Annotated in this window: 20 protein-coding genes and 2 riboswitches; of the genes, 4 read left to right on the top strand and 16 right to left on the bottom strand. The window is 67.1% G+C overall.

Translation table 11 applies throughout. The features are described from left to right. Positions 1-39: 39 nt before the first annotated feature. The 8 genes from gcvP to AC3WOB_RS04065 all read right to left on the bottom strand — a co-directional run bounded on the left by gcvP (position 40) and on the right by AC3WOB_RS04065 (position 10,857). Complete coding sequence (gcvP, locus tag AC3WOB_RS04100; RefSeq protein WP_492274273.1) at positions 40-2,913, bottom strand: aminomethyl-transferring glycine dehydrogenase; 2,874 nt, start codon at positions 2,911-2,913, stop codon at positions 40-42. 102 nt (positions 2,914-3,015) lie between these two features. Next, a complete protein-coding gene (gcvH, locus tag AC3WOB_RS04095; protein WP_042795177.1) occupies positions 3,016-3,393 on the bottom strand; it encodes a glycine cleavage system protein GcvH in 378 nt (125 codons plus the stop codon). Between the two features lie 98 nt (positions 3,394-3,491). Next, positions 3,492-4,592 (bottom strand): glycine cleavage system aminomethyltransferase GcvT, encoded by a 1,101-nt coding sequence (gcvT, locus tag AC3WOB_RS04090; RefSeq protein ID WP_492274272.1) that lies wholly within the window; start codon positions 4,590-4,592, stop codon positions 3,492-3,494. Positions 4,593-4,678: 86 nt separating this feature from the next. After that, positions 4,679-4,801: riboswitch (glycine riboswitch) on the bottom strand. Positions 4,802-4,836: 35 nt separating this feature from the next. Continuing rightward, a riboswitch (glycine riboswitch) is annotated at positions 4,837-4,932 on the bottom strand. 55 nt (positions 4,933-4,987) lie between these two features. Next, on the bottom strand, positions 4,988-5,881 hold the full coding sequence (locus AC3WOB_RS04085) for a ZIP family metal transporter (RefSeq protein ID WP_013396235.1): 894 nt from the start codon (positions 5,879-5,881) through the stop codon (positions 4,988-4,990). 30 nt (positions 5,882-5,911) lie between these two features. Next, entirely contained in the window at positions 5,912-6,526 is a 615-nt protein-coding gene (locus AC3WOB_RS04080) for a superoxide dismutase (RefSeq protein WP_492274271.1), read from the bottom strand. A gap of 148 nt (positions 6,527-6,674) precedes the next feature. Next, positions 6,675-7,877, bottom strand: a complete 1,203-nt coding sequence (locus AC3WOB_RS04075; RefSeq protein WP_492274270.1) for a BaiN/RdsA family NAD(P)/FAD-dependent oxidoreductase — start codon at positions 7,875-7,877, stop codon at positions 6,675-6,677. Then, positions 7,877-10,138: an arginine/lysine/ornithine decarboxylase gene (locus AC3WOB_RS04070; protein WP_013396238.1), complete on the bottom strand. Its 2,262-nt coding sequence runs from the start codon at positions 10,136-10,138 to the stop codon at positions 7,877-7,879. Before AC3WOB_RS04070 ends, AC3WOB_RS04075 begins: the two co-directional genes overlap by 1 nt. 266 nt (positions 10,139-10,404) lie before the next feature. Continuing rightward, positions 10,405-10,857, bottom strand: coding sequence for a hypothetical protein (locus AC3WOB_RS04065; protein WP_013396239.1), 453 nt, complete (start codon positions 10,855-10,857; stop codon positions 10,405-10,407). Positions 10,858-10,970: 113 nt separating this feature from the next. On the opposite strand from AC3WOB_RS04065, the gene AC3WOB_RS04060 reads away from it, so the two are divergent. After that, the gene (locus AC3WOB_RS04060; RefSeq protein WP_013396240.1) at positions 10,971-11,489 is read left to right on the top strand and encodes a GNAT family N-acetyltransferase; all 519 of its coding nucleotides are present in this window, start codon (positions 10,971-10,973) and stop codon (positions 11,487-11,489) included. Positions 11,490-11,559: 70 nt separating this feature from the next. Here the strand turns inward: AC3WOB_RS04060 and AC3WOB_RS04055 are convergent, their stop codons facing one another. Further along, positions 11,560-12,801: a GGDEF domain-containing protein gene (locus AC3WOB_RS04055; RefSeq protein WP_013396241.1), complete on the bottom strand. Its 1,242-nt coding sequence runs from the start codon at positions 12,799-12,801 to the stop codon at positions 11,560-11,562. A 166-nt stretch (positions 12,802-12,967) separates the two neighbouring features. Here AC3WOB_RS04055 and AC3WOB_RS04050 point away from each other — a divergent pair, with 166 nt between their 5' ends. Next, positions 12,968-13,819 (top strand): GNAT family N-acetyltransferase, encoded by an 852-nt coding sequence (locus AC3WOB_RS04050; RefSeq protein ID WP_492274269.1) that lies wholly within the window; start codon positions 12,968-12,970, stop codon positions 13,817-13,819. Between the two features lie 4 nt (positions 13,820-13,823). On the opposite strand, the gene dcd is transcribed toward AC3WOB_RS04050, so the two are convergent. The 4 genes from dcd to apbC form a co-directional block, all read right to left on the bottom strand. Next, positions 13,824-14,387 (bottom strand): dCTP deaminase, encoded by a 564-nt coding sequence (gene dcd, locus AC3WOB_RS04045; RefSeq protein WP_041654363.1) that lies wholly within the window; start codon positions 14,385-14,387, stop codon positions 13,824-13,826. A gap of 101 nt (positions 14,388-14,488) precedes the next feature. After that, a complete protein-coding gene (locus tag AC3WOB_RS04040; protein WP_492274268.1) occupies positions 14,489-18,217 on the bottom strand; it encodes a translocation/assembly module TamB domain-containing protein in 3,729 nt (1,242 codons plus the stop codon). Continuing rightward, a complete protein-coding gene (locus tag AC3WOB_RS04035) occupies positions 18,214-20,106 on the bottom strand; it encodes an autotransporter assembly complex protein TamA (RefSeq protein WP_041654364.1) in 1,893 nt (630 codons plus the stop codon). Before AC3WOB_RS04035 ends, AC3WOB_RS04040 begins: the two co-directional genes overlap by 4 nt. Before the next feature lie 3 nt (positions 20,107-20,109). Then, complete coding sequence (gene apbC / locus AC3WOB_RS04030; RefSeq protein WP_492274267.1) at positions 20,110-21,198, bottom strand: iron-sulfur cluster carrier protein ApbC; 1,089 nt, start codon at positions 21,196-21,198, stop codon at positions 20,110-20,112. Between the two features lie 101 nt (positions 21,199-21,299). Here apbC and AC3WOB_RS04025 point away from each other — a divergent pair, with 101 nt between their 5' ends. Further along, positions 21,300-21,575: a hypothetical protein gene (locus tag AC3WOB_RS04025; RefSeq protein WP_006226181.1), complete on the top strand. Its 276-nt coding sequence runs from the start codon at positions 21,300-21,302 to the stop codon at positions 21,573-21,575. A gap of 261 nt (positions 21,576-21,836) precedes the next feature. Further along, positions 21,837-23,903, top strand: coding sequence for a methionine--tRNA ligase (gene metG / locus AC3WOB_RS04020; protein WP_492274266.1), 2,067 nt, complete (start codon positions 21,837-21,839; stop codon positions 23,901-23,903). A gap of 67 nt (positions 23,904-23,970) precedes the next feature. Here metG and AC3WOB_RS04015 read toward each other — a convergent pair whose 3' ends face one another. The 3 genes from AC3WOB_RS04015 to AC3WOB_RS04005 all read right to left on the bottom strand — a co-directional run bounded on the left by AC3WOB_RS04015 (position 23,971) and on the right by AC3WOB_RS04005 (position 26,252). Further along, on the bottom strand, positions 23,971-24,708 hold the full coding sequence (locus AC3WOB_RS04015) for a sulfurtransferase (protein ID WP_013396249.1): 738 nt from the start codon (positions 24,706-24,708) through the stop codon (positions 23,971-23,973). Between the two features lie 85 nt (positions 24,709-24,793). After that, positions 24,794-25,591, bottom strand: a complete 798-nt coding sequence (locus tag AC3WOB_RS04010; RefSeq protein ID WP_492274265.1) for an META and DUF4377 domain-containing protein — start codon at positions 25,589-25,591, stop codon at positions 24,794-24,796. 130 nt (positions 25,592-25,721) lie between these two features. After that, on the bottom strand, positions 25,722-26,252 hold the full coding sequence (locus AC3WOB_RS04005; RefSeq protein ID WP_013396251.1) for an META domain-containing protein: 531 nt from the start codon (positions 26,250-26,252) through the stop codon (positions 25,722-25,724). Positions 26,253-26,542 lie beyond the last annotated feature (290 nt).

Raw genomic sequence — 26,542 nt, 5'->3', positions numbered from 1 at the left:
TGCCCAGGCCCGGCTGGCGCCGGGCCTTGCGGTCCGCGCTTACGCGTAGGCTTCGATCGGCAGGCAGGCGCACACCAGGTTGCGGTCGCCGTAGGCATTGTCCACACGGGCAACCGGCGGCCAGTACTTGGCGTCGCGCAGCGAGGCCACCGGATAGGCGGCTTGCTGGCGCGGATAGTCGTGCAGCCATTCCTCGGCCAGCAGCATCTGCGCGGTGTGCGGCGCGTTCTTCAGAACGTTGTCTTCCGCATCGCGCTCGCCGCGCTCGACCTGGGCGATTTCCTCGCGGATCGAGATCATCGCCTCAATGAAGCGGTCCAGTTCGGCCACGCCTTCCGATTCGGTCGGCTCGACCATCAGCGTGCCGGCCACCGGGAAGCTCATGGTGGGCGCATGGAAACCGTAGTCCATCAGGCGCTTGGCGATATCTTCGGCGCTGATGCCGCTGGTTTCCTTGAGCGGACGCACATCCAGGATGCACTCGTGCGCCACGCGGCCATTGCGGCCCGCATACAGGACCGGGTAGTGGTCGCGCAGGCGGGTGGCAATGTAGTTGGCGTTCAGGATCGCGACTTCGGTGGCGCGGCGCAGGCCGTCGGCGCCCATCAGCGCGATGTACACGAACGGAATGGGCAGGATGCCGGCAGAACCGAACGGAGCGGCCGACACGGGGCCGACCTTGGCGTCGCCGGGCAGCTTGCCCTGCTCGTTCACCACGCCCGGCAGGTAGGGCGCCAGGTGCGCGCGCACCGCCACCGGACCGACGCCGGGGCCGCCGCCGCCATGCGGGATGCAGAAGGTCTTGTGCAGGTTCAGGTGGGACACGTCCGAACCGAACTTGCCCGGCTGGGCCACGCCGACCATCGCGTTCATGTTGGCGCCATCCAGGTAGACCTGGCCGCCGGCCTGGTGCACCAGATCGCAGATCTCGGTGACGGCTTCCTCGAACACGCCGTGGGTCGACGGATACGTGATCATCAGGGCAGCCAGCTTGTCGCCGACCTGTTCGATCTTGGCGCGCAGGTCGGCCAGATCGACGTTGCCGTTGGCGTCGGAGGCCACCACCACTACGTCCATGCCGGCCAGTTGCGCCGAGGCCGGGTTGGTGCCGTGCGCCGACGACGGGATCAGGCAGATGTTGCGCTGATGCTGGCCGTTGGCCTGGTGGTAGCCGCGGATGGCCAAGAGGCCCGCGTACTCGCCCTGCGCGCCCGAGTTGGGCTGCAGGCTGATGTTGTCATAGCCGGTAATCTCGCACAGCGCGGCCGACAGACGGTCGATCAGCTCGTTGTAGCCCTGGCTTTGCGAAGCCGGCGCAAACGGGTGGATCAGCGCGAATTCGGGCCAGGTGATGGGGATCATCTCGGCGGTGGCGTTGAGCTTCATGGTGCAGGAGCCCAGCGGGATCATGGTGCGGTCCAGCGCCAGGTCCTTGTCGGCCAGCTTGCGCAGGTAGCGCAGCATGTCGGTTTCCGACTGCACGCTGGAGAACACCGGATGCGTCAGGATGGCGCTTGCGCGCGCCACGCCGGCAGGAATGCCGCTAGCGGCGGCCGCGTCCAGCGCGTCGATGTCGAGCTCGACGTCGTCGCGCTCCAGGCCGGAGGCGAAGACATTGACCAGCGCCTGCAGGTCAGCCACGGTGACGGTCTCGTCCAGGGAAACCGCCAGGCGTGCGCCGTCGACGCGGCGCAGGTTGATGCGCTCGCAATCGGCCGCGGTCAGGATGGCCGGGGTAGCCGCGCCGGTCTCCAGCAGCAGCGTGTCGAAGAAGGTGTCGTTGGCCACCTTCACGCCCAGCTTGACCAGCTCGGCGCGCAGGATGGCGGTGCTGCGCTGCACGCGCTCGGCGATGCGACGGATGCCGGCCGGGCCGTGCCACACCGCGTACATGCCAGCCATGACGGCCAGCAGCACTTGCGCGGTGCAGATGTTGGAGGTGGCTTTCTCGCGGCGGATGTGCTGCTCGCGCGTTTGCAGCGCCAGGCGCATCGCGGGGTTGCCTTGCGCGTCCTTGGACACGCCGACCAGGCGGCCGGCCATGTTGCGCTTGAAGGCGTCCTTGCAGGCCATGAAGCCGGCATGCGGGCCGCCAAAACCGAACGGCACGCCGAAACGCTGGGCCGAACCGATGGCGATGTCCGCGCCCCATTCGCCCGGCGCGGCCAGCAGGGCCAGCGCCAGCAGGTCGGTCGCAACGGCCACGATGGCGCCTTGCGCGTGCGCAGCCTCGGCCAGCTTGCGGTAGTCGGCCACCGAGCCTGTGCTGTGCGGGTACTGCAGCAGCGCGCCGAAGCACTCGGGCAGGCCCTCGGCCTCGTCGCCGATGGCGATCTCGATGTCCAGGCCTTCGGCGCGCGTGCGCACGACTTCGATGGTCTGGGGATGCACGTGGCGCGAAATGAAGAACACCGGGCTCTTCGACTTGGCGCTGCGGCGCGCCAGCGTCATGGCTTCGGCGGCGGCGGTGCTTTCGTCCAGCAACGAAGCGTTGGAAATGTCCAGCCCGGTCAGGTCGGCGACCATGGTCTGGTAGTTCAGCAGGGCTTCGAGGCGACCCTGGGAGATCTCGGGCTGGTAAGGCGTGTAGGCCGTGTACCAGGCGGGATTCTCAAGAATGTTGCGCAACACCACGTTGGGAGTTTGCGTGCCGTAGTACCCCTGGCCGATGTAGTTGCGGTAGACCTTGTTGCGGCCGGCGATCTGCTTCAGCTCGGCCAGCACGTCGGTTTCGCTGCGCGAGGCAGGCAGCGCCAGCGGGGCCTGGCTGCGGATCTTGGGCGGCACGACTTCTTCGATCAGAGCGTCCAGGCTGGCGCTGCCGATGACGGCGAGCATGGCGGCCTGGTCGGCGTCGGAGGGGCCGATGTGGCGGGGAATGAAGTCGGTATGGGTGTCTAGGGCGCGCGACATGGAGAGATCTCGGGATAGCGGGTGTCGTCGGAGAACGGACGGTATTGCATCTTGCGGATCGGGCGCGGGCTGGTGCTTGCGCGCCCGATCCGGACCAGCGGCTTAGCCGTTGGCGACGGCTTCGTAGCCGGCGGCGTCGAGCAACTTGTCGGCGTCGGCGGCGTTGACCGGCTTGATCTTGAAGATCCAGGCGGTGAAAGCCGATTCGTTGATCAGGTTGGGGTTGTTTTCCAGTTCTTCGTTGAAGGCGACGATCTCGCCGGCCACGGGAGCGTAGATGTCCGAAGCGGCCTTGACCGACTCGACCACGCCGGCGGTTTCACCGGCGTTCAGCTTGGCGCCGACCTTCACGTCGCCGACGAAGACCAGATCGCCCAATTGATCCTGGGCGGTATCGGTGATGCCGACGACGAACACGTCGCCTTCGGCTTTGACCCATTCATGGGACTCGGTGTACTTGCGATCGGTGGGCAGACTCATGGGAACTCCTGAGGGAATGCGGGTAGATGAATGGTGTTGCGCGCCTCGCGCGGGCGGCCGTCGCCCCAGGGGCCGGCGGCTCGCGCGAAGCTTCGAGTTTACGAGTGTTCGACCGCTTTGCCGTTACGCACGAACGGCAACTTGCAGGCCAGGGCAGGCACCCATTTGCCGCGGATGTCGACCTCGACCGTATCGCCCGGCTTCACGCCTTGCGGCAGCCGCGCGAAGCCGATCGACACGCCCAGCGTGGGCGACATGGTGCCGCTGGTGAGCTCGCCCGTGCCTTCCTTGGTGCGCACGGCCATGTGCGCGCGCATGACGCCGCGCTCTTGCAGCTTCAGGCCGATGAAGGTGGCGGGGGTGGCGAATTGTTCCAGCGCGTCGCGGCCGATGAAGCGGCGCTCGGCGTTTTTCAGGGACACGGTCCAGGTCAGGCCGGCCTGGTCGGGCTGGGTCAGCTCGTCCATGTCCTGGCCATAGAGATTCATGCCGGCTTCCAGGCGCAGCGTGTCGCGCGCGCCCAGACCGCAAGGGCGCACGCCCTGGGCGACCAGGTCGCGCCACAGCTGCACGACCTCGGCGGCGGGCAGCACGATTTCAAAACCGTCTTCGCCCGTGTAGCCAGTGCGGGCCACCAGAGTGTCGTCGCCCACGCGGGCGGCCACGAAGGCGGTCAGCGGCTCGCTGGCGACTTGCCACGCCGGGCGCGCGGCCCAGACCTTGGCGCGGGCGTTGGGGCCCTGCACGGCCACCATGGCCAAATCGCGGCGCGGCGTGATGGCGACGTCGAACTGGCCGGCCTGCTTGACGCGCTGCATCCAGGCCACGTCCTTGTCGGCGGTGCCGGCGTTGACCACCACGCGCCATTCATCGGCGGCGAAGAAATAAATGATCAGGTCGTCGATCACGCCGCCCTGAGGGTTCAGCATGCAGCTATACAGCGCCTTGCCGGGCACGGTGAGCTTGGCCACGTCGTTGGCGACCAGGCGCTGAAGAAAGGCATAGGCGTCGGGGCCGATGACGTCGACGTTCAGCATGTGCGACACGTCGAACATGCCGGCGTCCTGGCGCACGGCGTGGTGTTCTTCCAGCTGCGAACCGTAGGCCAGCGGCATGTCCCAGCCGCCGAAGTCGACCATGCGGGCGCCAGAGGCGACGTGTTCTTCGGCCAGCGGGGTGCGTTTGAGGGTTGCGGACATGCGCGGAAACTCCGGGACGGCAGTGTTGCCAGGGTTACGGAATGCCGGTGGTGCACGGCGGCCTGCGCCTGCACTACGGCTGAATCTTCCGCCCCTCTGTCCTTTTGCCTGAGAGTTGCCCCGCATGGCGGGTTTGCACCTTCGGCGCCTGGGCTGCTCGCTATGTCCCTAGTTCAGGGGCGGCGCCAGGTCTCTCCAGAGTACTGTTTTGCCGGGTCCACACGGTGAGAAAACCGGGACGGGGCAAGCATGGGCGGTATGGGTTACCTGAGCGATTCCGGGCGAATTGCGCCTTCGGCGGCGGCCGGACGTACAGGCCGCTCTCTCCCGCAACATGCGTGACAGCGGCGCAAGCATACAACGAAAGCCGCGGCCAGGGAATGCCCGCGCGGGCCTCAACCCAGCGCCGTGTCCAGCAGCATCATCAGCACGAAGCCCAGCATCAGGCCGCAGGTCGCGTAGACCTCATGCCCCTTGCGGTGCGATTCCGGGATGATCTCGTGGCTGATCACGAACAGCATGGCGCCGGCGGCAAAGCCCAGGCCCCAGGGCAAGAGCGGCTCGGACCAGCCGACCACGGCGGCGCCCAATACTGCCCCCAGCGGTTCGACCAGCCCGGACAGCATGCCCAGCGCCACGGCGAACGCGCGCTGGTAGCCCGCAGCCAGCAGCGCCACGGCCACCACCAGGCCTTCGGGAATGTCCTGGATCGCGATGCCGGTGGCCAGCGCGGTGCCGCGCATGGCGTCGTTGCCCGCATAGCCCACGCCTATCGCCAGGCCCTCGGGCAGGTTGTGCAAGGTAATGGCGAAAACGAACAGCCAGGTGCGGCGCAGACGATGCGCCTCGATGCCTTCCCTGCCCTTGATGAAATGCTCATGCGGCAGCGTGCGGTCCATGAGCAGCAGCACCGCCGCCCCCAGCAGCAGGGCGGCGCCCACCGTCAGCCCGGCGCCCCAAGGGCCATAGCCCAGGTCGCGACCCGCCGCGATACCGGGCGCCACCAGCGAAAAGGCGCTGGCTGCCAGCATCACGCCGGCGCCGAAACCGAACATGCTGTCCTGCACTTTTTGCGGAATGCTGCGGGCGAACAGGATGGGCAGGGTGCCCAGCGCCGTGGCGGCGGCGGCCACCAGACCGCCCAGCAGGGCGTCGGCGACGTGCGGCGCGCGCACGTCCAGATAGGCCCACAGCTGGTGCAGGCCCAGGCAGGCCACCAATACGGCCAGGGTCCACACGCTGATGCTGGTGGCCGCCGGCCGCACGCGATGACGGCTGAATGTATTCATGTGCCGCTGCCCTCCTTGCCAGGAATGCGCTTAGCGCTGGGCCGCCGCGTAGCGGCGCGCCACTTCAGGCCAGTTCACGACATTGTAAAAGGCGCCGATGTACTCGGGCCGGCGGTTCTGGTACTTCAGGTAGTAGGCGTGTTCCCACACGTCCAGCCCCAGGATGGGCGTGTTGCCCTGCATCAGGGGGCTGTCCTGGTTGGCGCTGCTTTCCACCGTGAGCTTGCCGGCCGGCGTGACCGAGAGCCAGGCCCAACCGCTGCCGAAACGGGTCAGCGCGGCCTTGGTGAAAGCGTCGCGGAAAGCGGCCAGGCCGCCAAGCTCGGCTTCGATGGCCGCGGCCAGGGCGCCATCCGGCTCGCCTCCGCCCTCGGGCGACATGACCGCCCAGAACAGGCTGTGGTTCGCGTGGCCGCCGCCATGGTTGCGCACCGCGCCGCGGACGGCTTCGGGCAGTTGCTCCAGCCGCGCCACCAGGGATTCGACCGGCTCGTCGGTGGCGATGCCGGCGCCTTCCAGCGCGGCGTTCAGGCTGTTGACGTAGGTCTGATGGTGCTTGCTGTAGTGGATCTCCATCGTCATCGCGTCGATGTGAGGCTCCAGGGCGTCGTAGGCGTAAGGCAGGGGCGGAAGGGTGTAGGCCATGCATGTCTCCGTGGGATCCGCCCCCTGTTCAGGGTTTGGATCATTATCAGAAACATAAATGATAAGTATTTTTATTTAATATCACAACGGCAGGCTTCCAATTCCTGCCATAGCGCCGGCCTATCGGCGCCCTGCCCCGTCGGAAAAACTAGAGCGCCTTGCCGCAGGCGACACCGGAGGCCCAGGCCCACTGGAAGTTGTAGCCGCCCAGCCAGCCCGTCACGTCCACGGCCTCGCCGATGAAATAGAGGCCGGCGGCGGTCTTGGCCTGCATGGACTTCTGGTCCAGGCCGCGCGTGTCCACGCCGCCGCGCATCACTTCGGCCTTTTTGTAGCCGGCCGTGCCGCTGGGCACCAGGGTCCATTGATGGATGTCCTGGGCCAAGGCGCGCAGGGTCTTGTCCGGCGCGTCCGCCAGGCGTAGCGCCGCCAGGCCGGGTTTGCCGCCCTGCTCCGCCAGGTGCAGCCAGCGGTCGGCCAGGCGCTTGGGCCAGAGGCCCGCCAGCACCGTATGCAGCTGTTGCCGGTTGCCCGACTTCGATGCCAGCAGCTCCTCGGCCAGGTCGCGGCCGGGCGCCAGATCGATCACGATGGGCTCGCCGGGTTTCCAGTAGCTGGAGATCTGCAGGATGGCCGGGCCGGACAGGCCTCGATGGGTGAACAACAGATCCTCGAGGAATTCACCGCGGGCTTTGCCCTGTCCCGTGCTCAGATTGACCTCCAGCGCCACACCGGACAATTCAGACAAGGACCGCCACTGTTCGGCATCGAAGGTCAACGGCACCAGGGCGGGCCGCGGCTCCACCACTTTCAGGCCGAACTGCCGCGCGATCTTCAGGCCGAAATCGGTAGCGCCCAGTTGGGGAATGGCCATGCCGCCGGTGGCCACCACCAGTTTCGCGGCCCGGATCGGGCCCTGGCTGGTGCGCAGCTCGTAACCCTGTTCGCCATGGGCGATCTCGGCCACCGAACATCCCATGCGCCACTGCACCCTGCCCGCATCGCATTCGGCGCGCAGCATCTCGATGACGGATTCGCTGGAATCGTCGCAGAACAGCTGCCCGCGATGCTTCTCGTGCCAGGCGATATGATGGCGCTTCATCAGCGCCAGGAAGTCCTGCGGCGTGTAGCCCGACAGGGCCGACCGGCAGAAATGCGGGTTTTCGGAAAGGAAGTTGGCGGGACCGGCGCCGATATTGGTGAAATTGCAGCGGCCGCCGCCGGAAATGCGGATTTTCTCCGCCAGGCGCTCAGCGTGGTCGACCAGCACCACGCGCAAGCCGCGCTGGCCGGCGACCGCGGCACACATCATGCCCGCGGCGCCGGCGCCCAGTACTGCTACATCGAACATCAGTCTTCGATCAGGCAGTCGACGTAGTAACGCTTTTCGCCGTCCGGACCCACTTCGTCGGCCAGGCCGTGGATGTAGGTTTCGAAGCCCGGGAAGCGCTGGTTGAACTCGCGCGCGAACTGCAGGTACTGGACGATGGTGCGATTGAAGCGTTCGCCCGGGATCAAGAGCGGGATGCCCGGAGGATAAGGCGTCAGCAGCACGCCGGTGACGCGGCCTTCCAGCTTGTCAATGTCGACGCGTTCGACCTCGCGGTGCGCCATGCGGGCAAAGGCGTCCGACGGCTTCAATGCCGGCACCATGTCGCTCAGATACATCTCGGTGGTCAGGCGGGCCACGTCGCGCGCGCGGTAGGCCTCGTGGATCTCCTGGCATAGATCGCGCAGGCCCATGCGCTCGTAGCGGCGATGGTCGCGGCAGAATTCCGGCAGGATGCGCCACAGCGGCTGGTTGCGGTCGTAGTCGTCCTTGAACTGCTGCAAGGCGGTCAGCAGCGTGTTCCAGCGGCCCTTGGTGATGCCGATGGTGAACAGGATGAAGAACGAATACAGGCCGGTCTTCTCGACCACCACGCCGTGCTCGGTCAGGTACTTGGACACCAGCGCGGCCGGGATGCCGGTTTCGCCGAAGCTGCCCGACATGTCCAGGCCCGGGGTGATGATGGTGGCCTTGATCGGGTCCAGCATGTTGAAGCCTTCGGCCATTTCGCCGAAACCATGCCAGTGGTCGTTGGATTCCAGGATCCATTCGTCGCGGTTGCCGATGCCTTCGGACACCAGACGGTTGGGGCCCCAGACCTTGAACCACCAGTCGTTCTTGCCGAACTCGGATTCCACCTTGCGCATGGCGCGGCGGAAGTCCAGGGCTTCGCGGATGCTCTCCTCGACCAGCGCGGTGCCTCCGGGCGGTTCCATCATGGCGGCGGCCACGTCGCAGGACGCGATGATCGCGTACTGGGGCGAGGTGGACGTGTGCATCAGGTAGGCTTCGTTGAAGACGTTGCGGTCCAGCTTGCGGGTCTCGGACTCCTGCACAATGATCTGCGAGGCCTGCGAGATGCCGGCCAGCAGCTTGTGCGTGGAGTGGGTGGCGAACACCATCGCGTCCTGGCTGCGCGGGCGGTCCACGCCGATGGCGTGCATGTCCTGGTAGTACTCGTGGAACGACGCATGCGGCAGCCAGGCTTCGTCGAAGTGCAGCGTGTCGACATAGCTGCCGAGCTGCTTCTTGATCATTTCGACGTTATAGATGACGCCGTCATACGTGCTTTGCGTCAGCGTCAGGATGCGCGGATTCTTGTTTACCGCTTCGCGCGCGAAGGGGTTGGCCTCGATCTTCTTGCGGATGTTGTCCGGGTGGAACTCTTCCAGCGGGATCGGGCCGATGATGCCGAGGTGGTTGCGCGTGGGACGCAGGAACACCGGGATCGCGCCCGTCATCGTGATGGCGTGCAGGATCGACTTGTGGCAGTTGCGGTCCACCACCACCACGTCGCCCGCGGCGACGTTGGCATGCCACACCACCTTGTTGGAGGTGGAGGTGCCGTTGGTCACGAAGAAGCAGTGGTCGGCGTGGAAGATGCGCGCGGCATTCAATTCCGACTCGGCCACCGGGCCGGTATGGTCCAGCAGCTGGCCCAGTTCGTCCACGGCGTTGCAGACGTCGGCGCGCAGCATGTTCTCGCCGAAGAACTGGTGGAACATCTGGCCCACCGGGCTCTTCAGGAACGCCACGCCGCCGGAGTGACCCGGACAGTGCCAGGAGTACGAGCCGTCCTGCGCGTACTTGACCAGCTCGCGGAAGAACGGCGGCGGCAGGCTGTCGACGTAGCTGCGGGCTTCGCGGATGATGTGGCGCGCCACGAATTCGGGGGTGTCCTCGAACATGTGGATGAAGCCGTGCAGCTCGCGCAGGATGTCGTTCGGGATGTGCTCGGAAGTGCGCGTCTCGCCGTACAGGTAGATGGGGATGTCGGCGTTGCGAAAGCGCAGCTCGCCGATGAAGGCGCGCAGGTTCTTGATGGCGCTGGCCACGTCCTCGGGCGAATCCACGTCGAACTCTTCGTCGTCGATCGACAGGATGAAGGCGCTGGCCCGGCTCTGCTGCTGGGCGAACGAACTCAGGTCGCCGTAACTGGTCACCCCGATCACCTCGACGCCCTCGGCCTCGATCGCCGCGGACAGGGCGCGGATACCCAGACCGGACGCGTTCTCGGAACGGTAGTCTTCGTCGATGATGAAAATGGGGAAGCGGAATTTCATGCAGGCGCTCCTGGGGGCAAGGCGGGTTCGGACGCTTATGGCGGCGCGAGTGTACTTCTAGTAAAAATCCGCCTGATGACAGACGGCGCGAGCACCCGCCAGGGCGGCGGGAATGGCCGAATTGTAGGGCTGTTTTTCTTACAGTCCTAAGGGAAATCCCGGAAAGGCCCGGACGGCCGTTGTCATCGCGCCAAAAGCGGACGCTTTCAGCACAGAAACCCGGGCCACGTCGGGGAGCAAACCGGCGCCCGGAGCGTTGCGCGACGCTAGCGGATGGTGCTCGCCTCGCCCGCCTGCAAGGCCGTCAGGAACTGTTCGAAATAGGGCGGGATGGCCTCGGCGGACCCGTAGCGGATGCGCCGCTCGACCTTGGCGATGGCGCCGAAGCAGACCTCGGTTCCGGGTTCGCCGCAGACCAGCACCACCGGGTCCTCGTCGTCGCACACTTCGTACAGGCCGCCATGCGCGCGACGTCCCACCTCGTAGAGGTAGGCGGCAGCGCCGACAGTCTGCATGGGGGTGAGAGGCAGGGTCCCGACGTGGGCGGCCTCCAGCGCTTCGTCCAACGCATGGACGCTGGACGGTGTGTAGTCCAGCACGGCGCCGGTAGAACCGGCTGCCTGGACAAATTCCTGCGCGGCATCCGCCACACGCGCCACGAACTCTTCCTGGACTTCGTCGCGCTTGGCGTCCTGGTTTATCTTGAGGAAACCGAACATCAATGGCTCCTTTGTGAAAACCGCAAGCGGCGTTAGGACCATTATAGGCAGCGTGCCCCCCTATACTGCCCAAACCACAGCCAAACGTTCCCTATTCCCAACACTTGCCGCCCATGCCTCCTGCCATTGTCCGACGCCTTGTTCCCGCCGATGCCGCGCCGTTGCGCCAATTGCGCCTGGACGCCCTGGTGGAAACCCCTGAATCGTTCGGATCGAGTTACGAAGAGGAACACACGCTGACATTGGAGGATATCCGCGGCTGGATTCAGCCTTCGGACGACAGCGCGATGTTCGGCGCGTTTTGCGGCGAGGCCCTGGCGGGCATCATCGGCGTGGGCCGGCAGCGCAAACTGAAGATGCGCCATAAGGCGCATATCTGGAGCATGTACGTGGCGCCGGCGCAGCGCGGCCAGGGCCTGGCCCGGCAGCTGATGCAAGCGGCAATTGCCCACGCCGAGGGCATGCGCGGCATCCGCCAGGTGCAACTGAGCGTGACCGCCAACAATCTGGCCGCGACCGCGTTGTACCTCAGCCTGGGCTTCACCGAGTATGGGCGCGAGCGCGAAGCGTTGTGCGTGAACGGCGAACTCTACGATGAAGCGCTGATGGCGCTGCCGCTGGCCGGCAAGTAGCGGGGCCGCCTCAGGCCGAGCCGCGTCAGGCCGAGCCGCGTCAGGCCGGGCCGCGTCAGGCCGGGCCGCGTCAGGCCGCGCCCGCCCGCCGCCGCGTGCTGTAGGCTCGCACCTGATTGCGGCCCTCGTCCTTGGCCTTGTAGAGCGCCTGGTCCGCCGCCTTGATGACCGACTCGGGCGCGCGCAGGGCCTCGCTGCGCTCGGCCACGCCTATGCTGACCGTGACCCGCAACGGCCGGGCACTGCGCGCATCGCGCCCGCTGCGGCGGCGTAGGCCGATCTGGTCGGCCTTGGGGCGCGCCGGCTTGTCGCGCAGCCGCATCTGGTAGGCCTCGATGGAGCGCCTGACGCTTTCCAGATGCGGCATGCTTTCCGCCGCGGTCTTGCCGGGAAACACCAGGGTGAATTCCTCGCCGCCGTAGCGGTAGGCTTGGCCGCCGCCGGGCACGCGCCGCAACTGGGCCGCCACCATGCGCAGCACCTGATCGCCCACGTCGTGGCCGTGGGTGTCGTTGAAGGCCTTGAAATTGTCCACATCGGCCATCGCCAGCGTGTAGACGCGGCCCATGCGCTGCAGCCTCTCGTTCAGCGCGCGCCGGCCCGGCAGGCCGGTCAGCTCGTCGCGAAAGGCCATGTGGAAGCCTTCATGCGCCAGCGAAATGCACAGCGCCGTCAGCGCCGCGGTGGACATCAGCGCCAGTTCGATAGGGTGCTCCGCCCCGCGCGGCAAGGCCCAGGCCATGCACACAAAGCCCAGCCACTGCCCCGCCTGCTGCGGACGGCCATAGCGCAAGAGCAGCAGCGTCAGCGTCAGACCGGTGGCCAGCAAGGCAATCATTCCTTCGATCGGCACGCTCAAGTGCGCCAGCCTGCCCTGCACGGACAACATGCCGAGCAGATCGCTCACGCCTTCCTTGCCGGTCAGCGCAATCGCGGCCGCGCCGGCGGCGATCAGGCCGATGCGGGCGGCCAGGTCCAACAGCATGCTGGAACGTTCGGACCACAGGGCGTTGATGGTGTAGGCCAGCGACCACCACGCCAGCGCCGGCCCGACGGCCCAAGGCGCCTCGCTGGCCAGCGCGGGCCAGCCTGCGGTGGCGGCCAGCACGCTGAGCATCAGCACCATGGGTTGCGCGCGCTGGTACATCAGGCACACGGCGACGCCGATCAGCGCCATCACCCAGGGCACGAACGGCACGATCTGCGTCAGGGCCGGCGGCCATTCGCGCCACAGCAGCAACCCCACCGCGGCGGCCACCGGCAGCGCAGGATAGAACAACAGAGGCAGCCAGGGGATATGGGGGTAACGCACGGATCGGGGCTTTTCTAACGCTTGCGGAAATGACGTCGCCAAATCGGCAAACACATGTACTGTCTTTTACGGACGCGGCGGCGATGTTCTTTAGCGCATTGGCAAGTAACACCGGGCGCGGCGGCCATGATATGTTTTTCGCCCTTATCCAGCAGACGAAATCCCCATGCGCATCCTGGTCAACATCGACGTGCCCGATCTCGAACACGCCATCGACTTCTATCACCGCGCTTTCGGCCTGACGCTGCGACGCCGGCTGGGACCGAAAGCGGCCGAGATGGCAGGGGCGGACGCGCCCATCTATCTGCTGGAAAAGGCCGCCGGCACGCCCGCGGCCGGCGCCACGCGCCAGCCGCGCGACTACGCGCGCCACTGGACGCCGGTACACCTGGACGTGGTGGTGGAGGACGCGGACCGCGCGGTCGAGCAGGCGGTGGCCGCCGGCGCGCGCCTGGAAGACCCGGCCGTCTCGCATAACTGGGGCCGCATCGCCCACCTGAGCGATCCCTACGGGCACGGCATCTGCATCCTGCAGTTCCTGGGCCGCGGCTACGACGAGATAGCCACGCCGCAGCTGCAGTACGCGCCGGTTTCGGAAGCCGATTTCGAGGACCTGCTGGCGTTGCGCATCGAAGCCATGCGTGAAAGCCTTGAGCGTCTGGGGCGCTTTGATCCCCAGCGCGCGCGTTCGCGCCTGCGCAGCACGTTCCAGCCGGAACATACCTGGTCCATCGAGCTGGATGGCCAACGGATAGGGTTTTACGCGTTGCGCCCGGAGGGCAACGGCTTGCGCCTGGATCACCTGTACATCCGTCCCGCTCTTCAGGGCGGGGGGCTGGGCGGCCAGGTCATGCGGATGATTCTGCAGGAGGCAGACCGCCAGGGTCTGCCAGTGCGCCTGGGCGCGCTGCGCGACAGCGATTCGAACCGCTTCTACCGCCGGCACGGGTTCGTGCAGACCGGCGAAAGCGAATGGGATATCGACTACCTGCGCGCGGCGCCCCGGCGCGCGGACTGAAGCTTCAGGTGCGCGGCAGGGTCACGCCACGCTGGCCCTGGTACTTGCCGCCGCGGTCACGGTAGGAGGTCTCGCAAACCTCGTCGCTTTCCAGGAACAGCATCTGCGCGCAGCCTTCGCCCGCGTAGATCTTGGCCGGCAGCGGCGTGGTGTTCGAAAATTCCAGCGTGACGTGGCCTTCCCATTCGGGTTCCAGCGGCGTGACGTTGACGATGATGCCGCAGCGCGCATAGGTGCTCTTGCCCAGGCAGACCGTCAGGACGCTACGCGGGATGCGGAAATACTCGACCGTGCGGGCCAGCGCGAAGGAATTGGGCGGGATGATGCAGACGTCACCCTTGAAATCCACGAACGAGCCTTCGTCGAAGTTCTTGGGATCGACGATGGTGGAATTGATGTTCGTGAAGATCTTGAATTCGTCCGCGCAGCGCACGTCGTAGCCGTAGCTGCTGGTGCCGTAGCTGACGATGCGCCCGCCATTGGCCGTGCGGACCTGCCCTGCTTCGAAGGGTTCGATCATGCCGGCTTCGGCCTGGCGGCGGATCCAGCGGTCGCTTTTGATGCTCATGGTGGGAATGGTGCTAGGGAATGGAATGGACGCCATTTTATCCCGAGTGCGAATCCCCCCGCCGGCAGGGGCCGGGCGGTGCGATCCCGCCCGGCTTTGCCTCAGTTCCCCCAGAAGGTCCGGTAGACCAGCGCGATGCCGTTGACCGCCCCGCCCTTCAGGTCCACCGACAGGCCGCGCGCCAGCCGGTAGCTGGCCCGGCCGACGGTATCGCTGCCCGCCAGCGCCTGCTCCACACTCAGCGTGATGCCATTGGCGAAGGTCTTGCTGGCCACCAGGAATTGCGTGGCCAGCTGGCTGTCGCTGTCCCGGTTGACGTCGCCGGCCACCGTGCGGTCCGGCAGGATGCTGCCCGAGCTACCGATGTTGCCCGTCTTGATGCTGACGTCGTCCAGGCCGAACTGCTTGTAGAACGGCTGTCCGCCGCCCAGCAGCGCCGTACCCACCGACATCAGCAGCGCGGCGTCGCCGCCGCTTTCGTCGGGGCCCCGGCCCAGCAGCAGCCAGGACAGTTTTTCCACGTCGCTGACGTCCGGATAGGACACCAGGTCGATGCGCGGCCGCTGGGCGGTGCCGACCACCTTGACGCCCGCCTCGACCTGTTCGCCCGTGCGCAGCGCCTCGATGTCCAGCAAGGGGTTGTCCAGGCGCCCCTGGAAGGTCAGCGTGCCGCGGCTCAGGCGCAGCTTCTGGCCGTAGGCCTCGATGCCGCCGCCACGGGTGCGCAGCGCGCCCACGCCGGTCAGGCGCCCGTCCTGCAGCAGGATCTGGATGGAGCCCAGCAGGCCGGCGTCCAATCCCATGCCGGTGATGTAGAAGCGCGGCCCCATGTCGAACTTCAGGTTCATGCTGGTCTGCAGCGGCGTGGAGACCGTTCCGGGGTCGTCGCCCGGCCGGCGCACCTTGACGTCGTCGTCCAGCGAAGGCACGCCCTGCAGGATTTCCAGGCTGAACCAGCCCGCGTCCGCCTTCAGGTCGCCCACGATGTCGATGCGCGGCATGGCCGCCTTCAGGTCGATGACGCCGGACACCATGGCGTAGCGGTCCGAGCGCTGCAGCGCCGGGAAGCGGTACAGGGTCAGCCGGATGTCGCCGCCACCGTCGATGAAATTCCACTGTCCCTTGGCCTCGGCGTAGCCGCCCTTGGCCTCGGGGTTGGTGGTGATCCATTCCTTGGTGCGCCATTCGGCCGGCATCACCCGCAGCGAGGCCGGGAAACGCAGGCTCTCCAGCACCACCCGGTCGCCGTCCAGACGCGCGGACAAGGTGCCGTCGATCAGCCGCACGCCGTCGTCGATGCGCACCACGCGCAGCTTGTCGCCGCGGATGTTGCCGTTGGCCGACCATTTGCCCGCCAGGGTGCCCTGGGCTTCCAGATTGGCCTTGAGCGAGCCGCCGACCTCCATCGAATCGCCCACGAACAGGCTGACCCAGGCCAGGTCGGCGATGTCGGCGTCCAGCTTGGCACGCAGCGGCTGGCGCGGGTCCAGCGCCATGCCGCCCTTGGCATCCACCGCCAGCACGGCGGTGCCGGTGCCGTTGATGACGCCCATCTTGTCGGTCGCCAGGTTGATCTTGGCGTCCAGGCGGCTGGCATTGGCGGACGTCGGCGTAGCAGTCAGGTCCAGCACCAGCGCCTTCAAGCCCAGCGGGATCGGAGGATCGCCCGGTATCAGCAGATCGCCCTCGCGGCGCGCGATACGCGCCTTGCCACCCAGCCTGCCGTCGAACTTCAGGTCCCACAGCACGTCCAGCGCGATGCGGCGCTGGCCCTCCGGCACCATCGCGTTGACGCGGCCAGGCCGCTTGCCCAGCTTGGCCGCGGCTTCGGGATCGACCGCGCCGATCACCTGGCGCGCCATGGCGGCCGTGATCACCAGGTTGTCGGCCTGGCCCGCGGTTTCCCAGCGCTTGCCGCCGCCCCGCGAACCCCGGTGCGCCAGCACCACGCGCTCCTTGCCGGGCAGGGTCAGACTCAACGCCGTCTGCCCCACCTGCCATTGCCATTGCGGCTCCACGGCAGACGGCAGGAAGGCCAGCGTAACCGGCCGGTCCGCGGACACGGTGAAGCCAGCGGTCTCGGCCGTCAGCCGCGAGAACGTGCCGCGCCAACCCGCCAGCGTCGCGTCTGGCGTGCCCGCCGGCCCCTTGCCCCAGGAACCGGCAAAAGCGATGTTGGCCTTGGCGGGAGCCTCGCCCAGAACGCCCGGGCGCGGCTTGGGCGGCGTGTAGCCGGCGGCAAGCTCGCCGCGGTGCGAGGCCAGCGTACCCGCCAGCTTGCCCTTCACTTCCGCGCCGCCGGGGATGCCGGGCCAGAACGCGTCGAGCTGGGGCGCCTGGGCGTCCAGGGTCAACGCGCCGTCCTTGGCGTCCAGCTCGCCCTTGGCCTGGATCCGGTTGCGGCCCAGCTTCAGGTCCACGTCCAGGCCATGGATGCGCAGCCCGGCGAGCGGATCGGCGTCGGCAGCGACAGGCGCTGCGCCGGCCGCGGCGGTATCGGTCGACGGGGCTGCCGCGGCACCGGCCGCCGCGGCATCGGCCGCCGCGATATCTACCTGGGCCTTGAGCGCGCCGGTCAAGGGTTGCTTGTTCCAGCGCGTACCCTCTTCGAAGCGCAGGTCCACCGCGGCATGGCGCAGCTGGCTCAGGTTCTCGATGTCGGCCCGCACCTCGCCGCGCACGGTCAGCAACGCAGGCGGAATGTCTTTGCCCAGCCAGGGCGACAGATCCAGGCGCTGGGCGCTGATCGTGCCCGCGATGCGCTCGCGGCCCGCGCCCTGCGCGGCATCGGATTGCAGATCGAGCTGCGCGGCCAGGGTCGATTTGTCGGGCAGTTGCGCGTGCGCCCTGGCGCTGCGCAGCACCAGCGCCGTGCGCGGCGCCAGGTCGGCGGTCAGGTCCAGCAGCAGGCCAGACCCTTCGCCGTCCAGCTTGGCCTGGATACCATCCAGCGAACCGGCGGCATCGGCGCGCAGCACGACCTGGCAGGCGGGCCGGGGCGGCTCGGACGGCGCGGCGGGCGCGACCTTGGCTTCATGCTTGGGATCAGCCTTGCCCTCAGCTTTAGGATCGGCCTTGGCGCCAGCCTTGGGATCAGGTTTTTTGGCGACGCCCGCCTGACGTTCATACACGCTGCTCAGCTTATCGGCCTCGCACAGCGGCGAATCGGGGCCGGTTCCGCGCGCGGTCACGTCCAGCCGTGCGGCGAACGGCCAGGGATCGGCCATGCCTTGCAGCTCGGCCTGGCCGGAGATGTCCGCCTGCGCGGCCTCATGGCCCACGCGCAGGCTGGCGATGCGCAGTTGCGCGCCCTGCTTGCCTGCGGCGAAGGTGGCGTCCAGATTGCCCAGCGTCACGGGCAGCGGCTGGCCGTCCTGCTCCAGCTGGAAGTCGCCCAACGCCACCCGGTCCACGGCAATGTCCACCGGCAATTCCGGCAGCGTGAACGGCTCGCCGTCGTCCTCCGCAGGCGCCGTCTCGGGCGATGAGACCAGGCCGATGTACACCGAGCCCGCCGAGACCTCGCGCACATGCAGCAGGCGATCGCCCAGGGCGCGCCAGTTCACGTCCAGATGCAGGTCGGTGATGTCGACGCGGGTACCGCCCGCGTCGAGGTCCAGCTTGCCCACCGACACGCCGCGCAGCAGCGAGCCGTTCACGTCCAGCGCCTGGCCGTTCAATTGCTGGGCGGCCGTGGTCAGGAGCAGCCGCGTGCCGTTCTGCGACCCGACCAGCCAGAACAGAAAGCCGCCCGCCAGCACCGCCAGCATGGCCAGGCCAGGCAACCACCACACCAGCACATGGCGCAGGAATTTGCGCAGGCCCTTCAAAACGCGATCCCCAAGGAAAAATGCAGGCGCAGGTCGCGGTCGCGCTGGCCGTAGGCCAGGTCGAGGAATAGCGGGCCGGCTGGGGTGCGCACGCGCGCGCCGACGCCGTAGCCCACCGCCATCGACATATCGCCAAACGATTCCGCGGCGTCGCCGGCGTCCACGAACACGCCCATGCCCCAGCGCTCATTGAAATAGTGGTCGTACTCGATGCTGCCGACCAGCAGCGTGGGCGCGCCCACCACGGCATCATCTTGCTTCACGCCGATGCTCTGATACTTGTAGCCGCGGATCGAACGCGCGCCGCCCGTGCGAAAGCCGAAATCGTCCGGCACCCGCACCTTGCTGTTGGACCACACCCGGCCGACTTCGCCGCGTACGGTCAGCACGTCCAGCTTGCCGATGGGCCACCATTTCTGCGCCCGCAGCCGGGCGCGGGTATAGGGTTCGCCGGTGTCCAGCGTCACGCCGACGCCGCCGCCGACCGCGATCAGGTTGCCCTCGCGCGGATCGTACTTGTTGTCCACGTCGCGGCGCAGCCATTCCGCAGTCGCGGTCAAGGTCGGCAGCGTGTATTGGTCGCCGCCGTCGATCTTCACGTGATCCTGCGCCAGCAGCAGGCCCCAGCGGGTCTCGTATTCCACCCGGCTGTTGCCCGCGCCCTTGCGCTCTTGCAGGCGCGTCGCGCCCAGGGCGTAGCGGGTCACGTCCAGCCCCTGGATGTCGGAGTGGTCGTAAAGCACGCCGAAGGAATCCTTGTAGCCGCGCTCGTTCGGCGGCAACAGGAAGTCCGCGTAGGCGCGCTGCTGCAAACGGTCCACGCTGAAGCCCGTCTCCATGGTGAGCGGCTGGCCGAAGACCACGTTCTGCCGGTACAGCGACTCCACCCGCACGCCGGCCTCGTCGTCCAGGCCGATCGACCCGGTGAAGCGCTTGGGCGGCGCTTCCACCACCCGCACCTGCACCGGCAAAGTCACCTCGCCGTTCGAGTCATAGGCGGGCGGCGGCGGCGGCATGGCGCCGGACACGGCGGGATCGCCCGCAGGCGTCGAGGCAGCCAGGTCGGTCGAACCAGGCGCGCGCGCGCGGTCCGCGTTCGGCGCGGGCGTCGGTTGCGCCGTGCCGGGCTGCTCGAGCGACACGAACGCGCCGCGGAAGAACGCGGTGGATTGCAGATCCTGCTGCCAGGTGTCCAGCTTGTTCTGGTCATAGGCGGCGCCCGGCGAATAGCGTACATAGCGCTCGACCAGCTTCTCGGGCACCCGTTTCAGGCCCTCGGTGGTGAGTTCGCCCATGCGCACCTGAGGGCCGCTGTCTATCGTGACGCGCAAGGCGGCCGAGGCCGTATCGGCCTCGATTTCCGCCTGCGACGCGGTCATGCGCGCCAGCATGAAGTCGCGCGAAGATATTTCGTCTAGCAGGCTCGACTTCGCCTTGTTCCAGTCGCTATTGATGAAAGGCTGGCCCGTCTTGAGCTGCCAATCGTCGCGCAGCTTCTGTACCCGCGAGGCGAACTCGGGCCGGGTAATGCGGCCGGTGAAATCAAGATCCACGGACGTGACCGTGGTGCGCTTGCCCGAGACGATGCTGATGTCCCAGGTTTCTCCGCCGATGTCGGTGCCGGCCTCGAGCTTCACCGTGGGCGAGAAATAACCCTGGGTGGCCAGGGCCGCCAGCGTCGCGTCGCGCGCGCGCCGGCGCAAGCGGTTGATTTCACCGCCGTCCTGATCTTCCGCCAGCCGCGCGATCGCATCGACCGCCTCGGTGATCGCCTGCAGGGCGGCCGGCGGCACGCCGCCCGGGTCCACGATGATTTCCGGGCGCTTGGCCCATGCCTCGCCCGTCATCACCACCAGTCCCGCCAAGAAGGCGCGTGCTGCCCACCGCATGCGTCAGGTCGGTTGCTGCACGACGATGGACGGGAATTTCCCGGCCATGTCGCGTGGCAGCGCGGCCACGCCAGCCGCCAGCTTGCGGGCAATGCCGCGGTACAGGGCCGCGGCTTCGCTGCCCGGATCCGACACCACGGTCGGCGAGCCGGCGTCGGTCTGCACGCGGATCGCCAGGGTCAGCGGCAGGCTGCCCAGCCAGGGGGTCTGGTACTGCTCGGCCATGCGCTGGCCGCCGCCCTCGCCGAAGATATGTTCGGCGTGCCCGCATTGCGAGCAGATATGGATGGCCATGTTCTCGACCACGCCCAGGATCGGCACGTCGACCTTCTGGAACATGCGCAAGCCCTTGCGCGCGTCCAGCAGCGCCACGTCCTGCGGCGTGGTGACGATGACGGCGCCCACCACCGGCACCTTCTGTGCCAGCGTCAAGGCCACGTCGCCTGTGCCGGGGGGCATGTCGACGATCAGGTAGTCGAGGTCGCGCCAGTTGGTCTGGCGCAGCAGCTGTTCCAGCGCCTGCGTCACCATGGGGCCGCGCCAGATGGCGGGCGAGTCGGCGTCGATCAGGAAGCCGATGGAGTTGGCCTGCAGGCCGTGCCCCGTGAGCGGCTCCATGCTTTTGTTGTCCAGGCTTTCGGGGCGGCCCGAGATGCCCAGCATGGTCGGCACGCTGGGCCCGTAGATGTCCGCGTCCAGCACGCCCACCTTGGCGCCTTCGGCCGCCAGGGCCAGGGCCAGGTTGACGGCCGTGGTGCTCTTGCCCACGCCGCCCTTGCCGGAGGCCACCGCAATAATGTTGCGCACATTGGACAGCGGCTTCAGGCCCTTCTGCACCGCGTGGGCGGCGACCTTCCAGGTCACCTCGACCTGGGCATCGGCCACGCCGGCGGCGGCCAGCGCCGCCACGGCGATGTCCCGGACCTGCGCGCGCGCGGCGTCGGCGGGATAGCCCAGCTCCAGCACCAGCGAAACGCGTCCGCCTTCCAGCTTGATGTCACGATCTTTTACAGAAACACCCAAATCCATACCAGTATTCGGGTCCTGCGCGGCGCGCAGCGCGGCGCGAATTTGTTCTATCGTTATACTCATGTCACTATGGTTCCGTAGGCAGCGCGGCTTCTGCGGCCCGCCATCCCCTAAAGGATAGCGGATACCCGGGAACCTTTCGCTGCGTTTTGCATCCGATCTTCATGACCAACACACTTATCCGCTTCTTTCGTGCCGTCCTATTCGCCGCCCTGGCCTTGATCGGCATGGCGATGGCGCTGGTGTTCATGCTTTCCACGGCAATCGCCGTGGCGATCCTGTACGTGGTCGCCAAGGTGCGCGGCAAACCTTTCGGCGTACGCGCCTATTGGAGCCAGCGCCAGGGCGCCCGCCCGGGACCGTTCCAGTCCGCCACCGCCCCCTTCGCCACGCAGCCGCGCGGCGACGTGATCGACGTCGAAGCCCGCGAAATCCGCTGACGGCGGCTTTTCAGCATGCTTGCGCCGCCCGCGGCGCAAGCGGGCCGTGGGCCTATGCGCCCACACAGCTGACTTGCCGGACGGCCCGCGGATGGCCGCCCCCCGCATCCGCGCCGGTTCCCGCATTCTTACGCAACCCGCCTGATTCGCTTGCCGCGAAGGGCGGGTTGAGCCATTGATGGGGCGTTGCCGGGCAAGTCCCCGCGCTTGCCCTAAAATGGCCGGCCTACCCCCTTTTTCCCTCAACCTCCAAAGACAACCATGTCTCGCACCCTTTTTGTCACCACTGCGCTGCCCTACGCCAACGGATCTTTCCACATCGGCCACATCATGGAGTACATCCAGGCCGATATCTGGGTTCGTTCGATGCGAATGGCGGGCCACACGGTGCACTTCGTGGGTGCGGATGACGCGCACGGCGCGCCCATCATGCTGAAGGCGGAAAAGGAAGGCATCACGCCGCAGGCCCTGGTGGCACGCTACGCCGCCGAGCGCCCGCAGTACCTGAACGGCTTTCACATCCGCTTCGACCACTGGCATTCCACCGATTCGGCCGAAAACGTCGCCCTGTCGCAAGACATCTATCGCGCGTTGAAGGCCCAGGACCTGATTGAAACCCGCTCCATCGAGCAGTTCTACGATCCGGTCAAGGGCATGTTCCTGGCCGACCGTTACATCAAGGGCGAATGCCCCAAGTGCCACGCCAAGGACCAGTATGGCGATTCCTGCGAGGTCTGCGGCGCGGTCTACGCGCCCACCGAACTGATCAACCCGTATTCGGCGCTGACCGGCGCCACGCCGGTGCTGAAGTCCTCGGACCACTTCTTCTTCAAACTGTCCGATCCGCGCTGCGTGGAATTCCTGCAGCAGTGGACCACCGGCTCCAACGCCGCCGGCGGCAAGCACCTGCAGCCTGAAATGCTGGCCAAGACGCGCGAGTGGCTGGGCTCGGACGATGGCGAGGCCAAACTGGGCGACTGGGACATTTCCCGCGACGCGCCCTATTTCGGCATCGAGATCCCGGACGCGCCGGGCAAGTACTTCTACGTCTGGCTGGACGCGCCCGTGGGCTACCTGGCCTCGCTGAAGTCATATTGCGCGGTCAAGGGCCTGGACTTCGACAAGCTGCTCGATCCGGCCGGCCCCACCGAGCAGGTCCATTTCATCGGCAAGGACATCGTGTATTTCCACGCGCTGTTCTGGCCCGCGATGCTGAAGTTCGCCGGCCGCAAGACGCCGGATGCCGTGAACGTACACGGCTTCATCACCGTCAGCGGCGAGAAGATGTCCAAGAGCCGCGGCACCGGCATTTCGCCGCTGCGCTACCTGGAACTCGGCATGAACGCCGAATGGATGCGCTACTACATCGCCGCCAAGCTGAACGCACGGGTCGAAGACATGGACTTCAACCCCGAGGACTTCATCGCCCGCGTCAACAGCGACCTGATCGGCAAGTACGTCAACATCGCCAGCCGCGCCGCCAGCTTCATCACCAAGCATTTCGATGGAGTCCTCGGCTATTCGGGCGACACCTCGGCGCTGGCCGCGGAGTACGCCGAACAGGCGGAGTCCATCCGCGCCGCGTTGGAAGCCCGCGAATACAACCGCGCCATCCGCGAAATCATGGCCTACGCCGATCGTCTCAACCAGGCGTTCGATACGGCTCAGCCCTGGGTCCTGGCCAAGGGCATCGCCACGGCCGATGACGCGCAGAAGGCCGCCCTGCAGGACATCTGCTCGCGCTCGCTGGCGGGCTTCAAGGCGCTGTCCGTGATGCTGGCGCCGGTGCTGCCCGAGCTGGCTGAACGCGTGGCCCTGGAACTGTTCGGCGCGCAGGCGCCGTTCACCTGGGCCGACGCCGCCGTGCTGCCGCAGCGCGTGGCGCCGTTCAAGCACCTGATGCAGCGCGTCGAACCGCAAATGCTGGAAGACCTGTTCGAGCCGCCCGCCGCCCCCGTGGTGGTGCCCGGCGGCGAGCCCATCGCCGAGACCATCTCGATCGACGACTTCGCCCGCGTCGACCTGCGCATCGCGCAGATCGTCAACTGCGAACACGTGGAAGGCTCGACCAAGCTGCTGCGCCTGACCCTGGATGCCGGCGAAGGCCGCCACCGCAACGTGTTCTCGGGCATCAAGTCGGCCTACAAGCCCGAAGACCTGATCGGCAAGCTGACCGTGCTGGTGGCCAACCTGGCCCCGCGCAAGATGAAGTTCGGCGTGTCCGAAGGCATGGTGCTGGCCGCCAGCCACGCGGATGAATCGGTGGACGCCGGCATCTACGTGCTGGAGCCGTTCCCCGGCGCCAAGCCCGGCATGCGCGTGCGCTGAACCCGCAACGCCGCGCTGAATGCAAAGAGCCCGCTGATGCGGGCTCTTTGTCATTGGAGTTCTGCGTTTACGCTTTGCTGGGCGCCAGCGCCGGATCCAGCGAAATGCGCTCGTCGAAGACGAAGCACTTGCCGTCATAGCCCGGGCCGCCGGTTTCCTCGAAGTACTTGAGGATGCCGCCGTCTAGCTGGTAGACGTTCTGAATGCCGACTTCGTTCATGTAGATGGCGGCCTTCTCGCAGCGGATTCCGCCGGTGCAGAAGCTGACCACCGTCTTGCCCTCGAATTCCGCCCGGTGCGCCTGCACCGCCGCGGGAAACTGCGTAAAGCGCTCGATGCGCCAGTCGATGGCATTCTTGAAGGTGCCTTCATCGACCTCGAAGGCGTTGCGCGTGTCCAGCATGACCACGGGCCGTCCGGCGTCGTCCACGCCGGCTTCCAGCCAGCGCGCCAGCGTGCGCGCGTCCACGCCGGGCGCGCGGCCTGCCTCGGGGCGAATCGCCGGGTGGTCCATGCGAATGATCTCGCGTTTGATCTTCACCAGCAGCTTGCGGAACGGCACGGTGTCGCTGTGGCTGAACTTCACTTCCAGATCGGCAAAGCGCGGATCGGCGCGCAGCGTGCGCAGGAAGGCGTCGATGCCGTCCGCCGCCCCCGCCAGGAACAGATTGATGCCCTCTTCGGCCAACAGGATGGTGCCCTTGAGCCCGGCCACGCCGGCCTCATCCAGAAGGCGGGCGCGCAACGCCGGCAGGGCATCCAGCGAAACGAATTTGTAAGCGGCGATATTGACGACGGCAGTCATGGAAAAGCGGAAAAAAGCGGGCGGCGAAAGGCGTAATAGTAAACGCTGGGCGGTTTTCCCCGCCCGCCGCCCCACTTGATCCCGCTCAACGATTGACGATTTCCTGCTCGACCACGGCGTCCAGCACCCAGTTCAGCGTCGACGCGTCGGCCGGCGGATTCGGGTTGCGGACCTCGACCACGCGCAAGCGGTAGCGCACGCCAGGCTGGAAGTTGAAACCCGTGATTTCACCGTACCAGAGCTGCCAGGGCTGGCCCGCGCCGTCGCGCACCTGGTAGCACATGGCGCGGCCCGCGCCAGCGGTGCAGGGCACCCGTTCCGAGTTCACGTAGACCAGTTTGGTCGGCCCCTGCTGACCGCCCGCGATGGGATCGGTGCGACGCCCGAAGTCCAGCCTGTCGCCCGAACTGAGCACCCAGGTCATGCGCTGCGGATTATTGGCGTTGTCCACCGACGTGGCGGTGATGCTGGTCAGCGCGGCCAGGAAGTCCTGCTCCAGTTTCATATTCTGCGGCGCGCAGGCCATCATGGTCGACACCGGACGTCCCTGCACGATCAGAAGACCGTTGGCGACGGTATAGGAACCGTTGTACTGGTTGCAGCCGGAAAAACCGGAGATACGCGGCGAGCCCTGGTCATGGATGAAGCTGGCCGTGAGCGGACGCGAATTGGAAGACGGATGCGGGATCTGCCGCAAGCCGCCGCCCGGCAAGGTCCAGCGCGCCAGGTCCCAACTGGTCTGCGCCAGCATGTCGAAGGCGGAGGCCGGCTGGAAGCGGGGATCCTGTCCATCCGCGGCGCGCTGGGGCGGTGAAGAGCAGGCGGCCAGTCCAATGGACAACAGGCAAGGCGCAAGCCAGCGCAGGGACGCGGCAAAGGGCATGAGAGTCTCCCGGAAAAACGAGGAATGCCAGGCCCGCGCGTGGCGGCGGGCCGGACCACGCCATTGTAGGCTGGCTCCGGCACCGCTTTTCACGGCTTAACACTCTTTGATACGCGCTGCGCCGGCCACGTCAGGGCGTGGGCGGATCTTGCCGGCGCACGAATTCCAGCACGTCGCCGCCGCGCAGGTTGAAGGTCAGATGCCGCGGCGCCCCGCCGTTGTCCAACGTGAACGTGTCAATGGCGCTCAGGCCGCGCAGATAGTCCGCCTCCAGGCGGGCGCGTTCAGGCGCGGGGCAGGCCATGCGCGTGGCGGCCGGGGCATCGATGTAGAGCTTGCCGCCTTCGAGCTTGTACGTGCCCATGTAGCGGTTGCAGCCGGCAAAACCGTTGACGCGGTATTGCTTGCCCTGCGCCAGGAACGTCAGGCGCACGGGTTCGCCGTTGTCGCCGTGCGGAATGTCGCGCAGCGCGCCACCCGCCTGCGTCCAGCGCACCAGTTCCCAACTGGTCTGGGCCAGCGAATCCGCGCTGCTGGCGGCATTGGCCGCGGCGGCGCCTTGCGGGCGCGCGCCTCCGGTCGTTCCTGCGCAGCCGGCCAGGGCCGCGGCCAGCAGGGCCGGGCCAAGCAAGCGGCAGCGCGTGGACAAGAGCTTAGGCATGTACGGAACTCCATCAATTTCACATACCCCGACTGTAACCGGCCTTGTGGCCTAGCACGCGCGTCCTCAGCCCATAAGCGGTATCCAAAAGCAGCACGGCGAGCTGGCGCCACGCTCCAATTGCATGGCCTTGCTGCATCGAACGCCCCATGGCGGCGGCGCATGTCGACGCGCAGAATCAGTACAGATCGCCATCCGGGCCAGGCCGGCACGCAAGGGTACGGACGCCGATCGCAACGACCGCAGGCGCAGGTGTCCGGCTCCTCAAGGGAGCCAAAAATAAGATCAAT

The organism is Achromobacter sp. FW305-C-30-7 (genome assembly GCF_058783105.1).
The sequence above is the reverse complement of the archived record's forward strand: the minus strand, read 5'-3'. Positions and strand labels throughout refer to the sequence as shown.